Genomic DNA, 18,550 nt, shown 5'->3' with positions numbered 1-18,550 from the left:
GGACGGGCTGGTCGAAGGCCTGCCCAACAAGACCATCGCCTATGACCTGGGCATCAGCCCGCGCACCGTCGAAATCCACCGCGCCAACCTGATGCAGAAACTGGAAGTCCGAAGCCTCGCCGAAGCCTCCGCATCGCCTTCCACGCCGTCGAGGGGACGCCAGCGGAATAGTCTGGTCGATGACGTAAGCTCTAAAATCCTCCCCTGTAAGGAGAGGGGGGACCACGAAGTGGTGGAGGGGGTGTCACCCTATCAAGAGCGTGAAACCCCTCCGTCAGCGCTGCGCTCAGCCGGCTCCCTTACCAGGAGGAGGATGACTGAAAACGACCAAAATCAGCTGTTTATCCAAATTGACGACCGTGCAGATAGCGGACCAAATCTCTCGCATGTGTCCCCCAATGGAAGAACTGAAGCCGAAAAGACCAGTGGGCATCATCGGGGCCGATATTATCAGCCAGCCATATTACGTCGCGCATATCCAAAGTGATATCGCCGATGTCATCAATGGCATCCCCCCATTCCCATCGCGGTATGCGGCTCATCTATGGGGGTCTGCCAGCGCGTAAAAAGCCGTAGGCGGCAAATCGAGCACCCACCTGATGAAAAAAAAGGCTGAATTGCTCTCGCGCGGTGGATCAACGTCGTAGTTTGTCGGCCCGACATCTGGTGTATCGTGATAAGCCGCGATCAGTCGATCGAGAGCTGCTGTCAGCACAGCATCGGTAGGCACCGGACCGTCCCATACTACGGAAAGAAAATGGCGCGCTGCCTCTATAGCAGTTGAACTTTGCATCATCAAAGGATGCCACTCCATCTTCCGGTGTTCAACGGCTGCTGACCTCGCAAATTATTTCCGAACCAGACAGTCACTTACCCACCCTTTTCCGTCACCCCAGCGAAGGCTGGGATCTCTGGAGATGGCGCGATAGAATGGCGCGACGCACCTAGCCCAACTGTTCCGCGCCTCCGCCTGAGATGCCAGCCTTCGCTGGCATGACGGGTGAAGCCAGCCCCAATGTCTGCGGTGTCCCGCCTCGTAGCGACCAAAAGCAGAGCGTGTTCCCCCTCCCGCAGGCGGGAGGGGGTTAGGGGGTGGGCTTGCGCGACGATGGCAGGCGTACCCCGCTTCCGCCAGCGGGCGACACATGAGAAAGCCGCCCGCCCCAAAAAGGCAACCCTCCTAAAATTCCGCCGCAATATCCATCAGCCCCAACAGCTTCTTGGGCGCAACCTGCCGCCAGCTGGCGCGCAGCCGTTCCGCGATATGCTCCCAGTCCGTATCGCCGAGGTCCAGGCGGATGCCGATCCAGTCGGTGCCGAAATAGGCGGGGCGATAATAGCGTTCCGGGTCGGCTTCGATCAGGCTTGCCTGTTCCTCCGGCGCGGTGGTCTTGACCAGCAGCGCGAGGATGCCGTCGCCATGATGATCGCGGGTGAAATAGGCGAACTTCTTGCCCTTGATGATGCCGAAGCAGCGCATGCCGTGCGAGAGGATTTCGTCCGCCTGCGGCAAGGCAAGCGCGGTTTCGCGGACCTTATTGAGCAGCCAGTCGGGGTGACGCTCGCGGGTGACGAAAGCGGCAAGGGTGCGCGAATAGAGCTGATGTTCCGCGATCAGCGTGCGGGCGGCCAGCGTGCCGGCATCGTCATCGGGCAGGATCGCGACCGGCGTCTGGCCCAGCACCGGCCCATCGTCCAGCGCCGCCGTCACGATATGCACCGAACAGCCCGTATGGGTATCGCCTGCATCGATCGCGCGCTGATGCGTGTCGAGCCCCTTATATTTGGGCAGCAGGCTGGGGTGGATGTTGAGCATCCGCTCTTCCCATCCCGCGACGAATTCGGGCGATAGCAGCCGCATATAGCCCGCCAGCGCGACAAATTGCGCGCCCGCCGCGCGCAACTGTGCATCGATGATCTGATCGAAATCGGCGCGTTTCAAGCCCTTATGGCTCTGGCCAAAGGTTGCGATCCCTTCGGCTGCGGCTAGCTTGAGCCCAGGCGCATCCGGATCATTGGCGGCGACCAGCACGATCTCATAGGGGCAGTCATCGGCCTTGGCGGCATAAAGCAGCGCCGCCATATTGGACCCGCGACCGGAAATCAGGACGCCGACTTTGGCTTTGTGCATAACAACATCCGTTCGGTTCGAGCTTGTCGAGAACTATGCGCGCCGTTCTCGCCCTTCGACAAGCTCAGGATTCTCGAACCGAACGAGGATGGGAAGGCGGTCACCCCAGATGCGTCGCCGACCAGTCGGCTTGCGCGCTCCACGTCTCGGTCGATCCGCGCACGGTGCAGCCCTTGTCGCCGCTCTGGATCAGGCCGATGCGGTGGACGCTTTCGCCCGATGCTTCGAGTGCGGTGGTGACGCCCGCGACATGGGCTTCGTCCACGGCCAGCACCATGCCAATGCCACAATTGAAGGTGCGCGCCATTTCGGCGGGGTCGATATGCCCTTGCGCCTGCAAGAAGGCCATCAGCCGCGGCTGTTCCCAAGCGTCGGCATCGACCATCGCGTGGCAGCCGTCGGGCAGCACGCGGGGGATGTTTTCGAGCAAGCCGCCGCCTGTGATATGCGCGAGCGCATTGACCATCCCGGCGCGCACGAGCGGCAGCAGCGATTTCACATAGATGCGCGTCGGCGCCATCAATGCATCGATCAGCAGCACTTCATTGTCGAAGATGGCGGGGCGATCGAGCTTCCACCCCTTGTCGGCGGCGAGGCGACGGACCAGTGAAAAACCGTTGGAATGAACGCCCGACGAGGCGATGCCCAGCAGCACGTCACCCGCCTTCACCCGGTTGCCAGTCAGCACCTTGGTACGTTCGACCGCGCCGACGCAAAAGCCCGCCAGATCATAGTCGCCCGGCGCATACATGCCCGGCATTTCTGCGGTCTCGCCACCGATCAGGGCACAGCCCGCGATCCGGCAACCCTCGGCAATCCCGGCGATGACGCGCTCGGCAACGCCGCTCTCCAGCTTGCCGGTGGCATAATAATCAAGGAAGAAAAGCGGTTCGGCCCCCTGCACGATCAGGTCGTTGGCGCACATGGCGACGAGATCGATGCCCACGCCGTCATGGCGGCCATGGTCGATGGCGAGCTTCAGCTTCGTGCCCACGCCATCATTGGCTGCGACCAGCAACGGATCGGTAAAGCCCGCCGCCTTGAGGTCGAAAAAGCCGCCAAAGCCGCCAAGGTCGGCGTCAGCGCCAGGACGGCGGGTGGCCTTGGCCAAGGGAGCGATGGCGCGCACCAGCGCATTGCCGGCGGCGATGTCGACGCCAGCCTTGGCGTAGCTATAGGATTCGGTATTGGTCATGGGACACGCGCCTAGAGCAATCGATGCGAAAACGGAAGGATGCATGGGTTGGCGCTTGGCATAGGGGGCAAATCTCGCCAAAAGGGCGCGCGTGAGCCTTGCCCAGACCCTTTCCCGCCTTCCTCTGTCGCCCGGTGCCGTAGTGCGCGCGCTGTCGCGCCCGGTGCAGATCCTGTTCGCGATCGCGCTCGGCCTCGCGGCGGCGGCGCTGTTCGCGCAGATGGAGGGGGAGCGCGGCGTGCCGCCGATCGCCAGCGGCGGCGATTTCGAAGTGCGCGGGGTCAAGGTCGATGTGCGTGCCAAGGATGCCGACAGCGCCCGCTATGCCGGGTGGCGCATGGCGCAGCGGCAGGCCTGGCGCATGCTGTGGAGCCGCACGCACAGCGGCGCGGGCGCGCCCGCCCTGTCCGATTCGCAGATCGAGGCGATGGTTTCGGGCATCGAGATCGATTATGAACAGGCCGGGCCGACGCGCTATGTCGCGACCCTCAGCATCCTGTTCGACCGCGCCCGCACCGGGCAGTTGCTGGGCGTATCGGGCAATGCGATGCGCTCGCCGCCCTTGCTGGTCATTCCCGTCCTCTGGGACGGTGGCTCGGCGGTTTCCTATGAGCGCACCAATGAATGGCAAAAGGCCTGGGCGCGCTATCGCACCGGCGACAGCGCGATCGACTATGTCCGCGTCGCGGGGTCGATCGCCGATCCGATCCTGCTGAATGCCGGGCAGACCGGACGGCGCGGGCGGCTATGGTGGCGCGTATTGCTCGACCAATATGGCGCGGCTGATGTGGTGATCCCGATCGCCCGGCTCGACCGCGCCTATCCCGGTGGCCCGGTAACGGCGACCTTCACTGCGCGCTATGGTCCCGACAACAGCCTGATCGGCAGCTTCACGCTGCGCGCGTCCAACGACAGCGGCTTGGCCAAGATGCTGGACGAAGGCGCGCGGCGGCTCGATGAACTCTATATCCGCGCGCTCAACGACGGTCGCCTGCGCCCCGACCCCTCGCTGATCATCGAGGAGCCGGTCGATCCCGATACGCTGGAACTGGAAAATGTCACCGAGGCGATCGTCGAAACGACGGAACTGCCGACGGCTGCGCCCAGCGGCACCAGCTTCTCGATCCAGTTCGATACGCCCGATGTCGGATCGGTGACGCAGGGTGAAGCGGCGGTGCGCGCGGTGCCGGGCGTCCGGTCGGCCAATACCAGCAGCCTGGCGCTGGGCGGCACGTCGGTGATGCAGGTGCGCTTCGAGGGCACGGCCGAAATGCTGCGCGCGGGGCTTCAGGCACGGGGCTACACCGTCGCGGCGTCGGGCACGACGCTGCGGATCAGCCGTCGCCCGGCATCGGCCGCGCCCAGCGGACCAGCGCCCGCCGCGCAATGAGCCAGATCAGCCTGCCCTTCGACTGGCATGGCGATGCGCGCGACGGGGATTTCCTGGTCAGCGAGGCCAATTCCCAGGCTGTCACCCATCTGGAGCGCTGGCGCGACTGGCCTGTGTCGGTGAGCGTCCTGACCGGTCCGCCGCGGTCGGGGCGCTCGACGCTCGCCCGCCATTTCGCGCGGATGAGCGGCGGCACGATCATCGACGATGCGCAGGGACAGGACGAACATCGCCTGTTCCACGCCTGGAATGCAGCGCAGACCGACCGGCGACCGCTGCTGATGGTGGGACTGGCCCCACCTGCCAGTTGGACCGTGACTTTGCCCGACCTGCGATCGCGTCTTGCGGCGGTGCCCCATGTCGCCATCGCCGAACCCGACGAGGCGCTGGCGCGCGCGCTGATCGCCCGCGCCTTCGACCGCACCGGAGCGGGCTATGCCGCCGATCTGCCGGACTGGCTATTGCGCCGGATAGAGCGTAGCTATGGCGCGATCGACGCCGTCACCCGTCTGCTCGACGCGGCGGCGCTGTCATCTGGTCGTAAGATTTCCACCGCACTGGCGAAAGAGGCTCTGCAAGATGCCGGTTTTCTGCCTATAGTCCCGCCCGATCCTTCCACCGACCAACGCGAGTAATCCGTGGCCGACGCCGATCCCACACCCAGCCTGTCCCTGCACAGCGACCGCTATTTCAACCGCGAATTGTCGTGGCTCGCCTTCAACCAGCGCGTGCTGGAAGAAGCGATGAACCGCGCCCATCCGCTGCTGGAACGATTGCGCTTCCTGTCCATCTCCGGCGCGAACCTGGATGAGTTCTTCTCCGTCCGGGTCGCGGGCCTCAAGGGGCAGCAGTTGCAGGATGTCGATCTGCGCTCCGTGGACGGGCTGACCGCCGGGCAACAGCTCGCCGCGATCGCTGCCGAAACCGCGCGGCTGATGGCGGCGCAGCAGAAGGTGTGGGGCATATTGCATGGCGAACTGGGCCAGGTCGGGATCGAAGTGGTCGGTCCGTCCAGTCCGATTGACGCGCTGAGCGAAGCCTGGCTGCGCGACCATTTCCTGACGCAAATCTTCCCGATCCTCACGCCCCAGGCGCTCGACCCGGCGCATCCCTTCCCCTTCATCCCCAATCAGGGGCTGTCGATCGTCTTCGATCTGCAACGCCTGTCTGACAAGCAGCCGATCCGCGAGTTGGTGATGATCCCCGCGACGCTCGACCGCTTCGTGCGCGTGCCGGGAGATACTGCGCGCTACATGGCGCTGGAGGCGGTGGTGCGGCGTTTCTCAGGGGATCTCTTCCCCGGCTATCAGGTGCGCAACAGCGGCGTGTTCCGCATCATCCGTGACAGCGACATCGAGATCGAGGAAGAGGCCGAGGATCTGGTCCGCCACTTCCGCAGCGCGATCAAGCGCCGCCGCCGTGGCCGCGTGATCCGTATGGAGATAGAGGAACGCATTCCCGAACCGGTCGAGGAAATGCTGCAGGACATGATCCAGGGGCATGAGGCGATCATCGCCGAGGTCGAGGGGTTCGTCGGCATCGGCGACCTGTCGGGCATCGTCGACGAAGACCGTCCCGACCTCAAGTTCGAGCCCTATGCGCCGCGCTTCCCCGAACGCATCCGCGAATATGGCGGCGATTGTTTCGCGGCGATCCGTGCCAAGGACATCGTCGTCCACCATCCCTATGAGCCTTCGACGTCGTCGTCTCCTTCCTTAAGCAGGCGGCGATCGACCCCGATGTGGTGGCGATCAAGCAGACGCTCTATCGCGCGGGCAAACAGTCGGCGATCATCCGCGCGCTGATCGACGCGGCGGAGGCGGGCAAGTCGGTGACCGCCGTGGTGGAACTGAAAGCCCGTTTCGACGAGGAACAGAATATCCTTTGGGCCGATGCGCTGGAACGCGCTGGGGTGCAGGTCGTCTATGGTTTCATCGACTGGAAGACCCACGCCAAGATTTCGATGGTGATCCGGCGCGAGGGCGAGCAGTTTCGCAGCTACTGCCATTTCGGCACGGGCAATTATCACCCGATCACCGCGCGCATCTACACGGACCTCAGCTTCTTCACCGCCGATCCGGCTTACAGCCGCGATGCCGCAGCGTTGTTCAACTATATCACCGGCTATGTCGAACCCAAACGTCTGGAAAAGCTGGTCATGTCCCCGCGCGACCTGCGCAATCGGCTGTGCCAATTGATCGATGATGAGATCGAGCATTGCCGCGCCGGGCGGCCGGGCAATATCTGGGCGAAGATGAACAGCCTGGTCGATCCGGCGATCATCGAAAAACTTTACGCCGCCAGCAATGCGGGCGTGCAGATCGACCTGATCGTGCGCGGCATATGCTGCCTGCGCCCCGGCGTCCCCGGCATGTCGGAACATATTCGGGTGAAGTCGGTCGTCGGTCGCTTCCTGGAACATAGTCGCATCGCCGTGTTCGGCAATGGCAAGGCGCTGCCCAACAATGGCGCGAAAGTCTATATCAGTTCGGCCGACTGGATGCAGCGCAACTTCGACCGGCGGGTCGAGTTCATGGCACCGATCGAGACCCCGACCGTCCATGACCAGATCCTCGACCAGGTGATGGTCGCGAACCTGATCGACACTGAACAGAGCTGGGAACTGGATAGCGATGGTCATTATGCGCGGGTGGAGGCGGGCGACAAGCCGTTCAACCTGCACCGCTATTTCATGACCAACCCGTCGCTGTCCGGGCGCGGCGCGGCGCTCGATAATGAGGCGGTGCCGACCCTGCGCTTGCGCGGGCGGGTTTGACACTGATGAACTCGATGCTCAGCCGGGTCCGCGCCGCTGCCCAGACCATGGCGACATCGCCTCAGCCGGCGACCGCCCGCACCGCGATCATCGACATCGGGTCGAACAGCGTCCGTCTGGTCGTCTATGACGGGCCGCGCCGCATCCCCTTCATCCTGTTCAATGAAAAGGTGATGGCGGGGCTGGGTGACTCGCTCGCGCGGACTGGGCGGATCGAGGAGGAGCCGATGGAGCGCGGCCTGCGCGCGATCGGCCGCTTTGCGCATCTGTGCCAGGACATGAAGGTCGCGCATATCCGCTGCGTCGCCACCGCCGCCGTGCGCGATGCGACCAATGGCGGCGAATTCATCGCCCGCGCCGCCGCTATGGGCCTGACCGTCGAACTGCTGACCGGCGCGCAGGAGGCGATTGGCGCGGCCATGGGCGTGCTGTCGGGCATTCCTGGCGCGGACGGCATCGTCGGCGATCTGGGCGGGGGCAGCCTGGAACTGGCGCGCATTCGCGGCGGCGCCGTCGAACAGACGATTTCGCTGCCGCTGGGCGTGCTGCGCCTGCCTGAAATTCGGGCCAAGGGGCCGGGCGCGCTGGAGCGGCGGGTCAAGGCGATGATGGAAAAGGCGGGCTGGCAGCCCGAACCCGACCTGCCTTTCTACCTGGTCGGCGGGTCGTGGCGCGCGCTGGCGCGGTTCGACATGCAGTTGACCAATTTCCCGCTGCCGGTCGTCCATCAATATGAGATGACCGCCGCGCGCGCGGAAAAGCTGACCCGGATCGTGTCGCATGTCAGCCGCGCGCGACTCAAGAGCATCCCGGCGATGAGTGGATCGCGCATCCCGACCCTGCCCAATGCCGCTGCGTTGCTGTCGGTCGTGGTGCGGCAATTGCGGTCGAGCCGATTGGTCGTATCGGCCTATGGCCTGCGCGAAGGGCTGCTTTACGAAGATCTGCCGGAAGATATTCGCGCGCACGATCCATTGCTCGTGTCGGCCGAGGCGGAAGGGGAGGCGCAGTCGCGTTTCCGGGGCCATGGCGACCGCATCGAACGCTGGATCGCGCCGCTTTTCCCGGAGGATGGCCCGACGTGCGCCGCATCCGCCGTGCCGCCTGCCTGCTTGCCGATGTCGGTTGGCGCGCCAATCCCGATTTTCGCGCCGAGCGCGGGGTCGAGATCGCGCTGCACAGCAATTGGGTCGGCATCATGGCGGCGGAGCGGGGGATGCTGGCGCAGGCGCTCCACAGTAATTTTGGCGGCGGCCTGTCCATCCCGGCCGGCGTCGATCAACTCGCATCACCGGAAGCCTTGCGCCATGCCGCGCTTTGGGGGCTCGCGATCCGGCTGGCGCAGCGCCTGTCGGGCGGTGTCGAAGGACCACTCACCCTGTCGCGGCTGGGGCGTGAGGGCGACCTGCTCACCTTGTCGCTGCAAAAGGACGACGCGGAACTGTTTGGCGAAGCAGTCGAGCGGCGCCTGCGGCATCTGGCGCAGGCAATGGGCGTCAAATATCGCCTGACCGCCTGATCTTCCCGCTTCCCGTCATCCCAGCGAAGGCTGGGATCTCCCTTCTTCCAGCGACCCACCCGAAAGAAAAGCGAGATGCCAGCGTCCGCTGGCATGACGGGAACAAACCGCCAGTCTGTCCACCATCCCTCCACATCACGAAAGCTACGGACATTTACGCATAGGTCGGTCCACGCCGTCGCGTCATGCAGCGGGAATGGACATGCAATTTGACGTGGCGCAAAATGGCGCTCTTCCGCTGATGACGCGCCCTTGTGCGCCCCAGTCCTGCGACCAGTGCGCGGTGCGCGACCGGGCGATTTGCGCCGACTTGTCGGACACGGATCGCGAGGCGCTTGGCCGGATCGGGCGGCGGGTGACGCTGCACGCCGGGCAGACGGTGATGTGGGAGGGGGACGACAGCATGGTCGTCGCCAATGTCATCGAAGGCACGCTGAAACTGGCGACGTCGACCGGGGATGGGCGCGAGCAGATTGTCGGCGTGGTCTATGCGTCCGATTTCATCGGCCGCCCGTTCGGCGCGCGCACACCCCATAGCGTGACCGCGCTGACCGATGCGCGGCTATGCCTGTTTCCGCGTGGGGGCTTCGATGGCTTCGCGCGCGATCATGGCGATCTTCAGCACCGGCTGCTCCAACGCACGCTCGACGATCTCGACCGGACCCGCGCCTGGATGCTGCTGCTCGGCCGCAAGACTGCGCGGGAGAAGGTCGCGACCTTCCTGCTCGACATGGCGCGGCGGTTGCAGGCCGACCGGGCAGGGACGATCGAACTGCCGCTCTCGCGCCAGCAGATTGCCGATATTTTGGGTACGACCATCGAAACCGTGTCGCGCCAGATGAGCGACTTGAAGCGGCAGGGGATCATCGCGCTGGTGGGGCGGCGCGGTGTGCGGCTGATCGACAGCGCGACGCTGGAGGCGTTGGCGGAAGGGGTTTGAGGAACGCGGCTGTCGCGCTCGACGGCGTTCCACCCTTCTACGCACTATCCCGTAAAGACCCGCGCCCGGCGGTTTGACAGAGGTCAATGCATGGGGGCGGCCTGTCGAACAGACGGACCGCAGAGCCTTTTACGGGGAATATCATGGACCGATTGGTAATGAGGACGGGCGGCTGGTTCGCGCTCGCGCTGGCCGCCTTCGCGGCGATGCTGGGCGCGGTGGACAGCGGATTTGCCGTTCATATGGGGATTGTCTGCGCGGTCGGACTGCTGCTGGCGATCACCACGATGCGCGGCGCGGATTATGCGGGGCTGGCCCGCGGCATGCTGAAAATGCCGACCGACCTTGGCAAATATGATGATGATCCGATCCGCTGGGGCGTGATCGCGACCGTTTTCTGGGGTCTGGCGGGTTTTCTCGTCGGGCTGGTCATCGCTTTCCAGCTGGCTTTTCCCGCGCTGAACCTTGGGCTGGAATATACCAGCTTCGGTCGCATGCGGCCGTTGCACACATCGGCGGTGATCTTCGCCTTTGGCGGCAACGCGCTGATCGCGACGAGCTTCTATGTCGTGCAGCGCACTTGCCGCGCGCGGCTGGCGTTCCCGTCCATGGCCCGCTTCGTCTTTTGGGGTTATCAGCTGTTCATCGTGCTGGCCGCGACCGGCTATCTGATGGGCATTACCGAGGGCAAGGAATATGCCGAGCCCGAATGGTATGTCGATCTGTGGCTGACAGTCGTGTGGGTCTGTTATCTGCTGGTGTTCGGCGGGACGATCCTCAGGCGCTCCGAGCCGCATATCTATGTGGCCAACTGGTTCTACCTCGCCTTCATCATCACCATCGCGATGCTGCACATCGTCAATAATCTGTCGATGCCGGTCAGCCTGCTGGGGTCCAAGAGCTATAGCGCCTTTGCCGGCGTGCAGGATGCGCTGACCCAATGGTGGTATGGCCATAATGCGGTGGGCTTCTTCCTGACTGCCGGCTTCCTGGCCATGATGTATTATTTCGTGCCCAAGCAGGCGGAACGGCCGGTCTATAGCTATCGCCTGTCGATCATCCACTTCTGGTCGCTGATCTTCCTCTACATCTGGGCGGGGCCGCATCACCTTCATTATACCGCGCTGCCTGACTGGGCGCAGACGCTGGGCATGGTCTTTTCGGTCATGCTGTGGATGCCGAGCTGGGGCGGGATGATCAACGGCCTGATGACGCTGAACGGCGCCTGGGACAAAATCCGCACCGACCCGATCATCCGCATGATGGTGATGGCGCTGGCCTTTTACGGCATGTCGACCTTCGAAGGGCCGCTGATGTCGATCAAGGCCGTCAACTCCCTGTCGCATTATACCGACTGGACGATCGGCCATGTCCATTCCGGCGCGCTGGGCTGGAACGGCATGATCACCTTTGCCTGCCTCTATTATATGACGCCGCGCCTGTGGGGTCGGGAACGTCTCTATTCGCTGCGGCTGGTGAACTGGCACTTCTGGCTCGCGACGCTGGGCATCGTTCTCTACGCCTCGTCGATGTGGGTGGCGGGCATCATGCAGGGCTTGATGTGGCGCGAATATGGGGCCGATGGCTATCTCGTCTATGCCTTCTCCGAAGTCGTGACCGCCATGTTCCCCATGTATCTGATCCGCGGTGCCGGTGGCCTGCTCTACCTCGCCGGGGCGATCATCATGGCCTGGAACATCGGCAAGACCATCGCGGGCAGCAAGTTGCGCGAAGAGAAGCCGATGCACGACGCCGCCTTCGATCCGGTGGCCGACAAGCCGCTCCTCGCTGCCAAGCCTGTATAAGGAGACGCCGACATGGCATCCAAATTCTTCGACCATGGCAAGCTGGAGCGGAATGTATCGCTGCTTGGCATCGCATCCCTGATCGTCGTCGCCATCGGCGGCATCGTGGAAATCGCGCCCCTCTTCTGGATCGATAATACGATCGAGAAGGTGGAGGGGATGCGGCCCTACACCCCGCTGGAACTGGCCGGGCGCAACATCTACATCCGCGAAGGCTGTTACAACTGCCATAGCCAGATGATCCGCCCGTTCCGCGACGAAACCGAACGCTATGGCCATTACAGCCTGGCAGCGGAAAGCATGTATGACCATCCGTTCCAATGGGGGTCCAAGCGGACCGGGCCGGACCTGGCGCGGGTCGGTGGGCGCTATTCGGACGAATGGCATGTCCAGCATTTGAAAGATCCCCGCGCGTGGTGCCGGAATCGATCATGCCGACCTATCCCTTCCTCGCCGAACGCGAACTGAAGGCGGGCGACATGACGGCGGACCTGACGGCGCTGAGCCGGGTCGGCGTTCCGTACAGCGACACGGACAAGGAAAAGGCCAATGACGACCTCAAGGCCCAGGCTGATCCCAATGCCGATACGGCCGACCTCCTCAAACGCTATCCCAAGGCGCAGGTGCGCGATTTCGACGGCGATCCGAACAAGTTGACCGAGATGGATGCGCTGGTCGCCTATCTCCAGATGATCGGCACGTTGGTCGATGTCGATGCCGCCAAGCCGCTGGAAGGCCAGCCGCAGCCGCAAGGGGGGACGCGATGAGCTACGATGCTTTGCGGCATTTCGCCGATAGCTGGGGCCTGGTCTTCATGGCCCTGACCTATCTCATCCTCATCGGCTGGCACTTCCTGCCGCAGAACCGCCGCGCCACCAAGCGCGCCGCCACGATGATCTTCGAGCCGGACACCGAAAAGACGGAGGCCGACCATGGCTGACGACAAGACCCCCAAGATCGACGCCGCCACCGGCACCCAGTTCAAGGGGCATGAGTGGGACGGGATCCAGGAACTGGACACGCCGCTGCCGCGCTGGTGGCTGTGGACCTTCTATGCCACCATCCTATTCGCGATCGGTTATGTAATTGCCTATCCGGCGATCCCGATGCTCAACGATTATACGCGCGGGATGCTTGGCTGGTCGAGCCGGGGCGATCTGGAACAGGAACTGGCCGCGCGCGCCGATCAGGTGGCACCCATTCACCAGGCGATCGCCGCGACGACGATCGAGAAGCTGGCGGGCCAGCCGCAACTCATGCAGGCCGCGATCGAGGGCGGGCGCGCCGCGTTCAAGGTGCATTGCGTCCAGTGTCATGGATCGGGCGCAGCGGGCGGCAAGGGCTATCCCAACCTCAACGATGATGACTGGTTGTGGGGTGGCGACCTCGCCACCATTGAGAAAACGCTGATCGACGGTATTCGCAATCCGGGGCATGACGCGACGCGCGTATCGATGATGCCCGCCTTTGGCCGCGACCAGTTGCTCACTGCCCCGCAGGTCGACGATGTCGTCGCTTATGTCCGGGTGGCGAGTCGTCAGGATAAGCCCAGTGCCGCCGCGCAGCGCGGGGCGGGCCTGTTCGCCGACAATTGCGCGGTCTGCCATGGCACGGATGCCAAGGGCAATCGCGCGCTGGGTGCGCCCAACCTGACCGATGGCATCTGGCTCTATGGCGGCGACACCGAGTCCATCCACCAGAGCGTGTGGAACAGCCGTCAGGGCGTGATGCCGCGCTGGGACGACAAGCTCAGCCCCGCGACCATCCGCATGCTGGCCGTCTATGTCCATAGCCTGGGCGGTGGCGAAGCGACGCTGGTGGAAGCCGCGGCTGCGGCGGATAATGGAGTAGAAGGCAATGTGGCCCAATAAAGCCCCGATCCTCCGCTGGAAGGGGAGGGGGACCGCCGCGCAGCGGTGGTGGAGGGGGGTGCGCCTTTAGCGCCAGGCTTGCGACGCATTGCCTGCCCCCTCCGTCTGACCTGCGGCCAGCCACCTCCCCTTGCAGGGGAGGATTTGGGACGTGCTGATGCCGACTGACACAGGCGATCTCTATGAGAAGCGCAAGGGCGTCTTTCCCAAGGCCGTGGATGGCTTCTACCGCCGCCTGAAATGGGCGATCATGGTGGTGACGCTGGGCATCTATTGGGTGACGCCCTGGATCCGCTGGGATCGCGGCCCCTATGCCCCCGATCAGGCCGTGTTGGTCGATATGGCCAATCGCCGTTTCTATATGTTCGATATCGAAATCTGGCCGCATGAATTTTACTATGTCGCCGGGCTGTTGGTGATGGCCGGTGTCGGCCTGTTTCTGGTGACGTCGGCGGTGGGCCGCGCCTGGTGCGGCTATGCCTGTCCGCAGACGGTGTGGACCGACCTGTTCCAGCATGTCGAACGCTTCATCGATGGCGATCGCAATGCGCAAGTGCGGCTGGCCAAGGCCCGCTGGACCCCGTCCAAGCTGGCCCGGCGGATGATCAAATGGAGCGTGTGGCTGGTCATCGCCTTCCTGACCGGGGGCGCGTGGATCTTCTATTTCGCTGATGCACCGACGTTGCAGCAGGAGTTCTGGACCGGCACGGCTGCGCCGGTCGCCTATGGCACCACCGCGCTGCTGACCGCGACGACCTTCGTCCTGGGCGGCTTCATGCGCGAACAGGTGTGCATCTATATGTGCCCCTGGCCACGCATCCAGACCGCGATGCTCGACGAGAAATCGCTGGTCGTGACGTACAAGGACTGGCGCGGCGAAAAGCGCGGTAGCGTCAAGAAGGCGGCGGCGCATCCGGGCGAATTTGGCGACTGCATCGATTGCGACCAGTGCGTCGCGGTCTGCCCGACCGGCATCGACATTCGCGAAGGGCCGCAAATCGGCTGCATCACTTGCGCTTTGTGCATCGACGCCTGCGACAAGGTGATGGGTCAGGTCGGGCGGCCACGCGGGCTGATCGACTATTGTACGCAGGATGATGCCGATGCGGAGAAGCAGGGGGCGGCCCCCCGACCGGTCATCAAGACATTGCTGCGCCCGCGCACCATCGCCTATCTGTTGATGTGGAGCAGCGTTGGCGCGGCGATGCTGTTCGCGCTGGGGGCTCGCACCCGACTGGACATCGCGGCGCAGCAGGACCGTAACCCCATTTTCGTGACGCTATCCGATGGGGCGGTGCGCAATGCCTATACGGTGAAAATCCGCAATATGGAGACGCGGCCCCGGCCGATGACGGTGCGGGCCGAAGGGTTGCCCGGCGCGCTGCTGTGGACCGATGCGATGGCGCGCGAGCAGGCGCGCCCGGCGGTGAACGTCACCGTGCCGCCCGACAGCGTGGCCAAGGTGCGCCTCTATGCCGCTGTGCCCGCCGCCGGGCCACGGCGGCAGGATTTCCGCTTCGTCCTGACCGCCACTGATCGTGAAGGTGGCGACGCCAGCGAACCTGCCCGTTTCGAAAGGCCCCAATGATGCGTAGCTCCACCCCCCGTCGCTTCACCGGATGGCATATGACCGGCATATTGGTGGCCTTCTTCGCCGTCGTCATCGCCGTCAACATGCTGATGGCGACGCTTGCGGTGCGGTCCTTTGGTGGGGTGGTGGTCGACAACAGCTATGTCGCCAGCCAGAAATTCAACGGCTGGCTGAAGGCTGCGCGGGCGCAGGAGGCGCAGGGCTGGCGCGAGACGATCACGATTGATGCGCAGCGGCGGGTGCATGTCAGCCTTGCCGATGCGGCGGGCACGCCGCTGACCAGTGTGGGTATTACTGCCACCGCCGCGCATCCGCTGGGCCGCGCGCCCGACATCGCCTTGTCGTTCCGTGAGGTGGCACCTGGTCGATACAGCGCCGACCGCGCGCTGCCCGCCGGTCGCTGGGTGCTGCACCTGACGGCCCGGCAGGACGCTGCAGACCATCGCTACGTCCGAGAGATCGACTGATGGCCAGCCAAGCCCTGATTCTGCCTGAAAAGGCCCCCGAAACGGACATGGACACCAGCCAGCTTAGCCTCTTCGCGGTGCCGGGGATGCATTGCGCGGGCTGTATCGGCAAGATCGAGAATGGGCTGGTCCGCACCCCCGGCATCGCGTCGGCGCGGGTCAATCTCTCGGCAAAGCGCGTCACCATCCAGCATGATCCCGCGCTCAGCCCGCCCGACCTGCGCGCCGCCATCGCCGCGCTGGGTTTCGAGGCGGAGCCGCTGGCCGATCCCGGCGTCGATGTCGCGGCGGCGGAAAACCGCATGCTCATCCGCGCGCTGGCGGTCGCAGGCTTTGCCGCGATGAACATCATGCTGCTGTCCGTGTCGGTCTGGTCCGGGGCGGAGGGTGGCACGCGGCAAATGTTCCACTGGCTGTCGGCGCTGATCGCGCTGCCGACTGTGGCCTATGCGGGGCGGCCCTTCTTCCGCTCTGCCTGGGCGGCGGTGCGGCAGGGGCGCACCAATATGGACGTGCCGATCAGCATCGGCGTGCTGCTGACGACCGGCATGAGTGTCTATGAAACCCTGATCGGCGGCGAAGATGCCTGGTTCGACGGGGCGGTGATGCTGCTCTTCTTCCTGCTCGCCGGGCGCTACCTCGACAGTCTGATGCGGAGCCGGGCGCGCGCTGGTGTTGCCGCATTGCTCAAGCAATCCGCGTCGGGCGCGATGCTGTTGGACGATAGCGGGCAAAGCCGCTGGGTAGTGGCAAGCGCGCTGCGGCCCGGCATGATGATGCTGGTCGCGGCGGGCGAAAGGCTGGCCGCCGACGGGCGCGTGATGGAGGGCGACAGCGGCATCGACATCGCCTTCCTGACCGGGGAAAGCGCACCGGTGCGGGTGCGTCCGGGCGACTTGGTGCAGGCCGGGGCGCTCAATATCGATGGGCCGATCCGCGTCGTGGTGACCGCCGCCGGGCCGGACACAGTGATCGCCGACATTGCCCGACTGATGGAGGAAGCGGCACAGGGCAAGTCGCGCTATGTCCGCCTCGCTGATCGGGCGGCGCGCTATTATGCGCCGAGCGTGCATTTGCTCTCGGCGCTGTCCTTTGCCGGGTGGATGATCGCGGGCGCGGGCGTACATCAATCGCTGCTGATCGCGGTTGCCGTGCTGCTGATCACCTGCCCCTGCGCGCTGGGGCTGGCGGTGCCGGCGGCGCAGATCGTTGCTTGTGGCGCGCTGATGAAGCGCGGGGTGCTGGTCAAGGACGGGTCGGCGCTCGAACGGCTGGCGGAGGTGGACGAGGCGTTGTTCGACAAGACCGGCACGTTGACGCTCGGCCGCCCGGTGCCACGCGATCTGGCCGAACTGGGGGCGGAGGACCGCGCCGTCCTGCTGGCCCTGGCGCAGGGCAGTCGTCATCCGTTGAGCGTCGCGCTGCGCCAGGCTTTGGAGGGCGAGGGCGTCACTCCGACGGCGCTGACCGACCTGCGCGAACAAGCGGGCGAGGGGATGACGGGCCGGTTGGGGGAAGATGTGGTGGCGCTGGGCCGCCCGCGCAGCCTTATTACCCTGTTCGATCTGGCGGCGGAATATCGGCGCGGCGACCGTGCCGTGCTGCTGCGCTTCACCGATGCGTTGCGGCCCGACGCGGTCGAGACGCTCGCCGACCTGCGCGCCATGGGGCTGCAAACGCTGATCGCCAGCGGCGACCGGCCCGAAGCTTTGACCGAGATTGCGCGCCAGACCGCGACCACCGCGATCGGCCATCTGCGCCCACAGGACAAGCTGGCACTGATCGAACGGTTGCGCGCGTCGGGGCATAGGGTGCTGATGGTGGGCGATGGGCTGAATGATGGACCCGCCCTTGCGGCAGGCCATGCCAGCATGGCGCCCGCTTCGGCGAGCGACGCCAGCCAGTTGGCGGCGGATGCGGTGTTTCTGGGCGATCGGCTGGCCCCGGTGGCGATGGCGGTGCGCGCGGCGCGACGGACGGTGCGGGTGGTGAAGCAGAATTTTGCGCTCGCGATCGGCTATAATATCTTTGCCGTGCCGCTGGCGATTGCGGGCCATGTCACCCCGCTCGTCGCCGCCGTCGCCATGTCGACCAGTTCGCTGATCGTCATCGCCAACGCCCTGCGGCTCAAAGGCGCGGCACGATGACAGGTCTCACCGTTCTCATCCCCATCGCCCTGTCGCTCGGCCTGCTGGGTCTCGCCGCCTTTTTCTGGGCGCTGGGTAGCGGCCAGTTCGACGATAGCGATGGCGCGGCCGCGCGCATCCTGATCGATGATGACGAGTGATCAGCGCCCGACGAGGATGAAGGGTGCCCAGATATAGGGCTGCGCCGCGCCGGGGCGGTTAGACCGCATCAATTTCAGCATCGCCCGTTGCAACGCGACCGCGCGGGGCAGGCCACGCTCCGCCCCCTTCACTGTTTCCAGCGTGACGAAGGCGCTGGCATCGTCGCGCACCGGCCAGTGCGAGACGAGCAGCGAGCCTGCACCGGCATAACGGAATGCCTGTGCCAGCCCTGAATAAGCGGGTGCCTGCGCACTGTCGCCCGCCGCCGTGTTGCAGGCGGACAGGATTACCCAGTCCGCGCCGATCCGCATCGCGGCGACTTCGGACGCGGTGAGCAGGCCGTCCTCGTCGGTCGCGCCGGGGGCGGGCGGCGAGAGGACCAAAGCGGGTTCGGTCACGCCCTCCATCTGCCCGCTCACCAGGCCGTGCGTTGCGAACAGGATGACGCCATAGTCCGACAGGTCGAGCGCGCGCAGGGCGCTTTCGCTGGCCGCTTTGCCGAGCATCAGGGTCGCGCGCTGCGCGCCGTAGCGGCTGGCGACGCCGCGCACTTCGTCCGCCGATCCGGGCAGCGGCG

Annotated in this window: 13 protein-coding genes and 4 pseudogenes; 14 read left to right on the top strand and 3 right to left on the bottom strand. The window is 64.9% G+C overall.

The window, feature by feature from the left end; translation table 11 throughout:
- Positions 1 to 171 (top strand): annotated as a pseudogene (locus BF95_RS30805) (response regulator transcription factor); the annotation flags it as partial.
- A gap of 1,009 nt (positions 172 to 1,180) precedes the next feature.
- On the opposite strand, the gene purN reads toward BF95_RS30805, so the two are convergent.
- Together purN and purM are read right to left on the bottom strand one after the other, a co-directional pair.
- A complete protein-coding gene (gene purN / locus BF95_RS21790) occupies positions 1,181 to 2,131 on the bottom strand; it encodes a phosphoribosylglycinamide formyltransferase (protein ID WP_043154381.1) in 951 nt (316 codons plus the stop codon).
- 100 nt (positions 2,132 to 2,231) lie between these two features.
- Complete coding sequence (purM, locus tag BF95_RS21785) at positions 2,232 to 3,326, bottom strand: phosphoribosylformylglycinamidine cyclo-ligase (protein ID WP_043154378.1); 1,095 nt, start codon at positions 3,324 to 3,326, stop codon at positions 2,232 to 2,234.
- Between the two features lie 91 nt (positions 3,327 to 3,417).
- Here purM and BF95_RS21780 point away from each other — a divergent pair, with 91 nt between their 5' ends.
- The 13 genes and pseudogenes from BF95_RS21780 (at position 3,418) to ccoS (ending at position 17,972) form a co-directional block, all read left to right on the top strand.
- Positions 3,418 to 4,716: a hypothetical protein gene (locus BF95_RS21780; protein WP_043154375.1), complete on the top strand. Its 1,299-nt coding sequence runs from the start codon at positions 3,418 to 3,420 to the stop codon at positions 4,714 to 4,716.
- A complete protein-coding gene (locus BF95_RS21775; protein ID WP_043154372.1) occupies positions 4,713 to 5,351 on the top strand; it encodes a chromosomal replication initiator protein DnaA in 639 nt (212 codons plus the stop codon). Before BF95_RS21780 ends, BF95_RS21775 begins: the two co-directional genes overlap by 4 nt.
- A gap of 3 nt (positions 5,352 to 5,354) precedes the next feature.
- Positions 5,355 to 7,492 (top strand): annotated as a pseudogene (locus tag BF95_RS21770) (RNA degradosome polyphosphate kinase).
- Between the two features lie 5 nt (positions 7,493 to 7,497).
- Positions 7,498 to 9,011, top strand: a pseudogene (locus tag BF95_RS21765) (Ppx/GppA phosphatase family protein).
- Between the two features lie 196 nt (positions 9,012 to 9,207).
- Positions 9,208 to 9,951: a Crp/Fnr family transcriptional regulator gene (locus tag BF95_RS21760; protein ID WP_043154370.1), complete on the top strand. Its 744-nt coding sequence runs from the start codon at positions 9,208 to 9,210 to the stop codon at positions 9,949 to 9,951.
- Positions 9,952 to 10,094: 143 nt separating this feature from the next.
- The gene (ccoN, locus tag BF95_RS21755) at positions 10,095 to 11,756 is read left to right on the top strand and encodes a cytochrome-c oxidase, cbb3-type subunit I (protein WP_043154367.1); all 1,662 of its coding nucleotides are present in this window, start codon (positions 10,095 to 10,097) and stop codon (positions 11,754 to 11,756) included.
- A gap of 12 nt (positions 11,757 to 11,768) precedes the next feature.
- Positions 11,769 to 12,523 (top strand): annotated as a pseudogene (gene ccoO, locus BF95_RS21750) (cytochrome-c oxidase, cbb3-type subunit II).
- Complete coding sequence (locus BF95_RS21745) at positions 12,520 to 12,696, top strand: cbb3-type cytochrome c oxidase subunit 3 (RefSeq protein ID WP_043154364.1); 177 nt, start codon at positions 12,520 to 12,522, stop codon at positions 12,694 to 12,696. Before ccoO ends, BF95_RS21745 begins: the two are co-directional and overlap by 4 nt.
- Positions 12,689 to 13,627, top strand: coding sequence for a cytochrome-c oxidase, cbb3-type subunit III (ccoP, locus tag BF95_RS21740; RefSeq protein ID WP_043154361.1), 939 nt, complete (start codon positions 12,689 to 12,691; stop codon positions 13,625 to 13,627). Before BF95_RS21745 ends, ccoP begins: the two co-directional genes overlap by 8 nt.
- A 157-nt stretch (positions 13,628 to 13,784) precedes the next feature.
- Positions 13,785 to 15,215, top strand: a complete 1,431-nt coding sequence (gene ccoG / locus BF95_RS21735) for a cytochrome c oxidase accessory protein CcoG (protein ID WP_200867036.1) — start codon at positions 13,785 to 13,787, stop codon at positions 15,213 to 15,215.
- On the top strand, positions 15,215 to 15,685 hold the full coding sequence (locus tag BF95_RS21730) for a FixH family protein (RefSeq protein WP_443018410.1): 471 nt from the start codon (positions 15,215 to 15,217) through the stop codon (positions 15,683 to 15,685). Before ccoG ends, BF95_RS21730 begins: the two co-directional genes overlap by 1 nt.
- A complete protein-coding gene (locus BF95_RS21725) occupies positions 15,685 to 17,832 on the top strand; it encodes a heavy metal translocating P-type ATPase (protein WP_043154355.1) in 2,148 nt (715 codons plus the stop codon). Before BF95_RS21730 ends, BF95_RS21725 begins: the two co-directional genes overlap by 1 nt.
- The gene (ccoS, locus tag BF95_RS21720) at positions 17,829 to 17,972 is read left to right on the top strand and encodes a cbb3-type cytochrome oxidase assembly protein CcoS (RefSeq protein ID WP_037476351.1); all 144 of its coding nucleotides are present in this window, start codon (positions 17,829 to 17,831) and stop codon (positions 17,970 to 17,972) included. Before BF95_RS21725 ends, ccoS begins: the two co-directional genes overlap by 4 nt.
- On the opposite strand, the gene BF95_RS21715 is transcribed toward ccoS, so the two are convergent.
- Positions 17,973 to 18,550 (bottom strand): CHAT domain-containing protein (locus tag BF95_RS21715; protein WP_043154353.1); only part of this gene is annotated, 578 nt, incomplete at its 5' end.

The organism is Sphingobium sp. Ant17, from assembly GCF_000588875.1.
Lineage (GTDB): Bacteria > Pseudomonadota > Alphaproteobacteria > Sphingomonadales > Sphingomonadaceae > Sphingobium.
Note: the sequence above shows the minus strand (reverse complement) of the source record. Positions and strands in the feature narration are given on the sequence as shown.

What these genes read in the sequence shown, in the direction of transcription:
- purN (WP_043154381.1), bottom strand. Translation starts at nt 2,131, where the DNA reads ATGCACAAAGCCAAAGTCGGCGTCCTGATTTCCGGTCGCGGGTCCAAT.
- purM (WP_043154378.1), bottom strand. Translation starts at nt 3,326, where the DNA reads ATGACCAATACCGAATCCTATAGCTACGCCAAGGCTGGCGTCGACATC.
- BF95_RS21775 (WP_043154372.1), top strand. Translation starts at nt 4,713, where the DNA reads ATGAGCCAGATCAGCCTGCCCTTCGACTGGCATGGCGATGCGCGCGAC.
- BF95_RS21760 (WP_043154370.1), top strand. Translation starts at nt 9,208, where the DNA reads ATGGACATGCAATTTGACGTGGCGCAAAATGGCGCTCTTCCGCTGATG.
- ccoN (WP_043154367.1), top strand. Translation starts at nt 10,095, where the DNA reads ATGGACCGATTGGTAATGAGGACGGGCGGCTGGTTCGCGCTCGCGCTG.
- BF95_RS21745 (WP_043154364.1), top strand. Translation starts at nt 12,520, where the DNA reads ATGAGCTACGATGCTTTGCGGCATTTCGCCGATAGCTGGGGCCTGGTC.
- ccoP (WP_043154361.1), top strand. Translation starts at nt 12,689, where the DNA reads ATGGCTGACGACAAGACCCCCAAGATCGACGCCGCCACCGGCACCCAG.
- ccoG (WP_200867036.1), top strand. Translation starts at nt 13,785, where the DNA reads ATGCCGACTGACACAGGCGATCTCTATGAGAAGCGCAAGGGCGTCTTT.
- BF95_RS21730 (WP_443018410.1), top strand. Translation starts at nt 15,215, where the DNA reads ATGCGTAGCTCCACCCCCCGTCGCTTCACCGGATGGCATATGACCGGC.
- BF95_RS21725 (WP_043154355.1), top strand. Translation starts at nt 15,685, where the DNA reads ATGGCCAGCCAAGCCCTGATTCTGCCTGAAAAGGCCCCCGAAACGGAC.
- ccoS (WP_037476351.1), top strand. Translation starts at nt 17,829, where the DNA reads ATGACAGGTCTCACCGTTCTCATCCCCATCGCCCTGTCGCTCGGCCTG.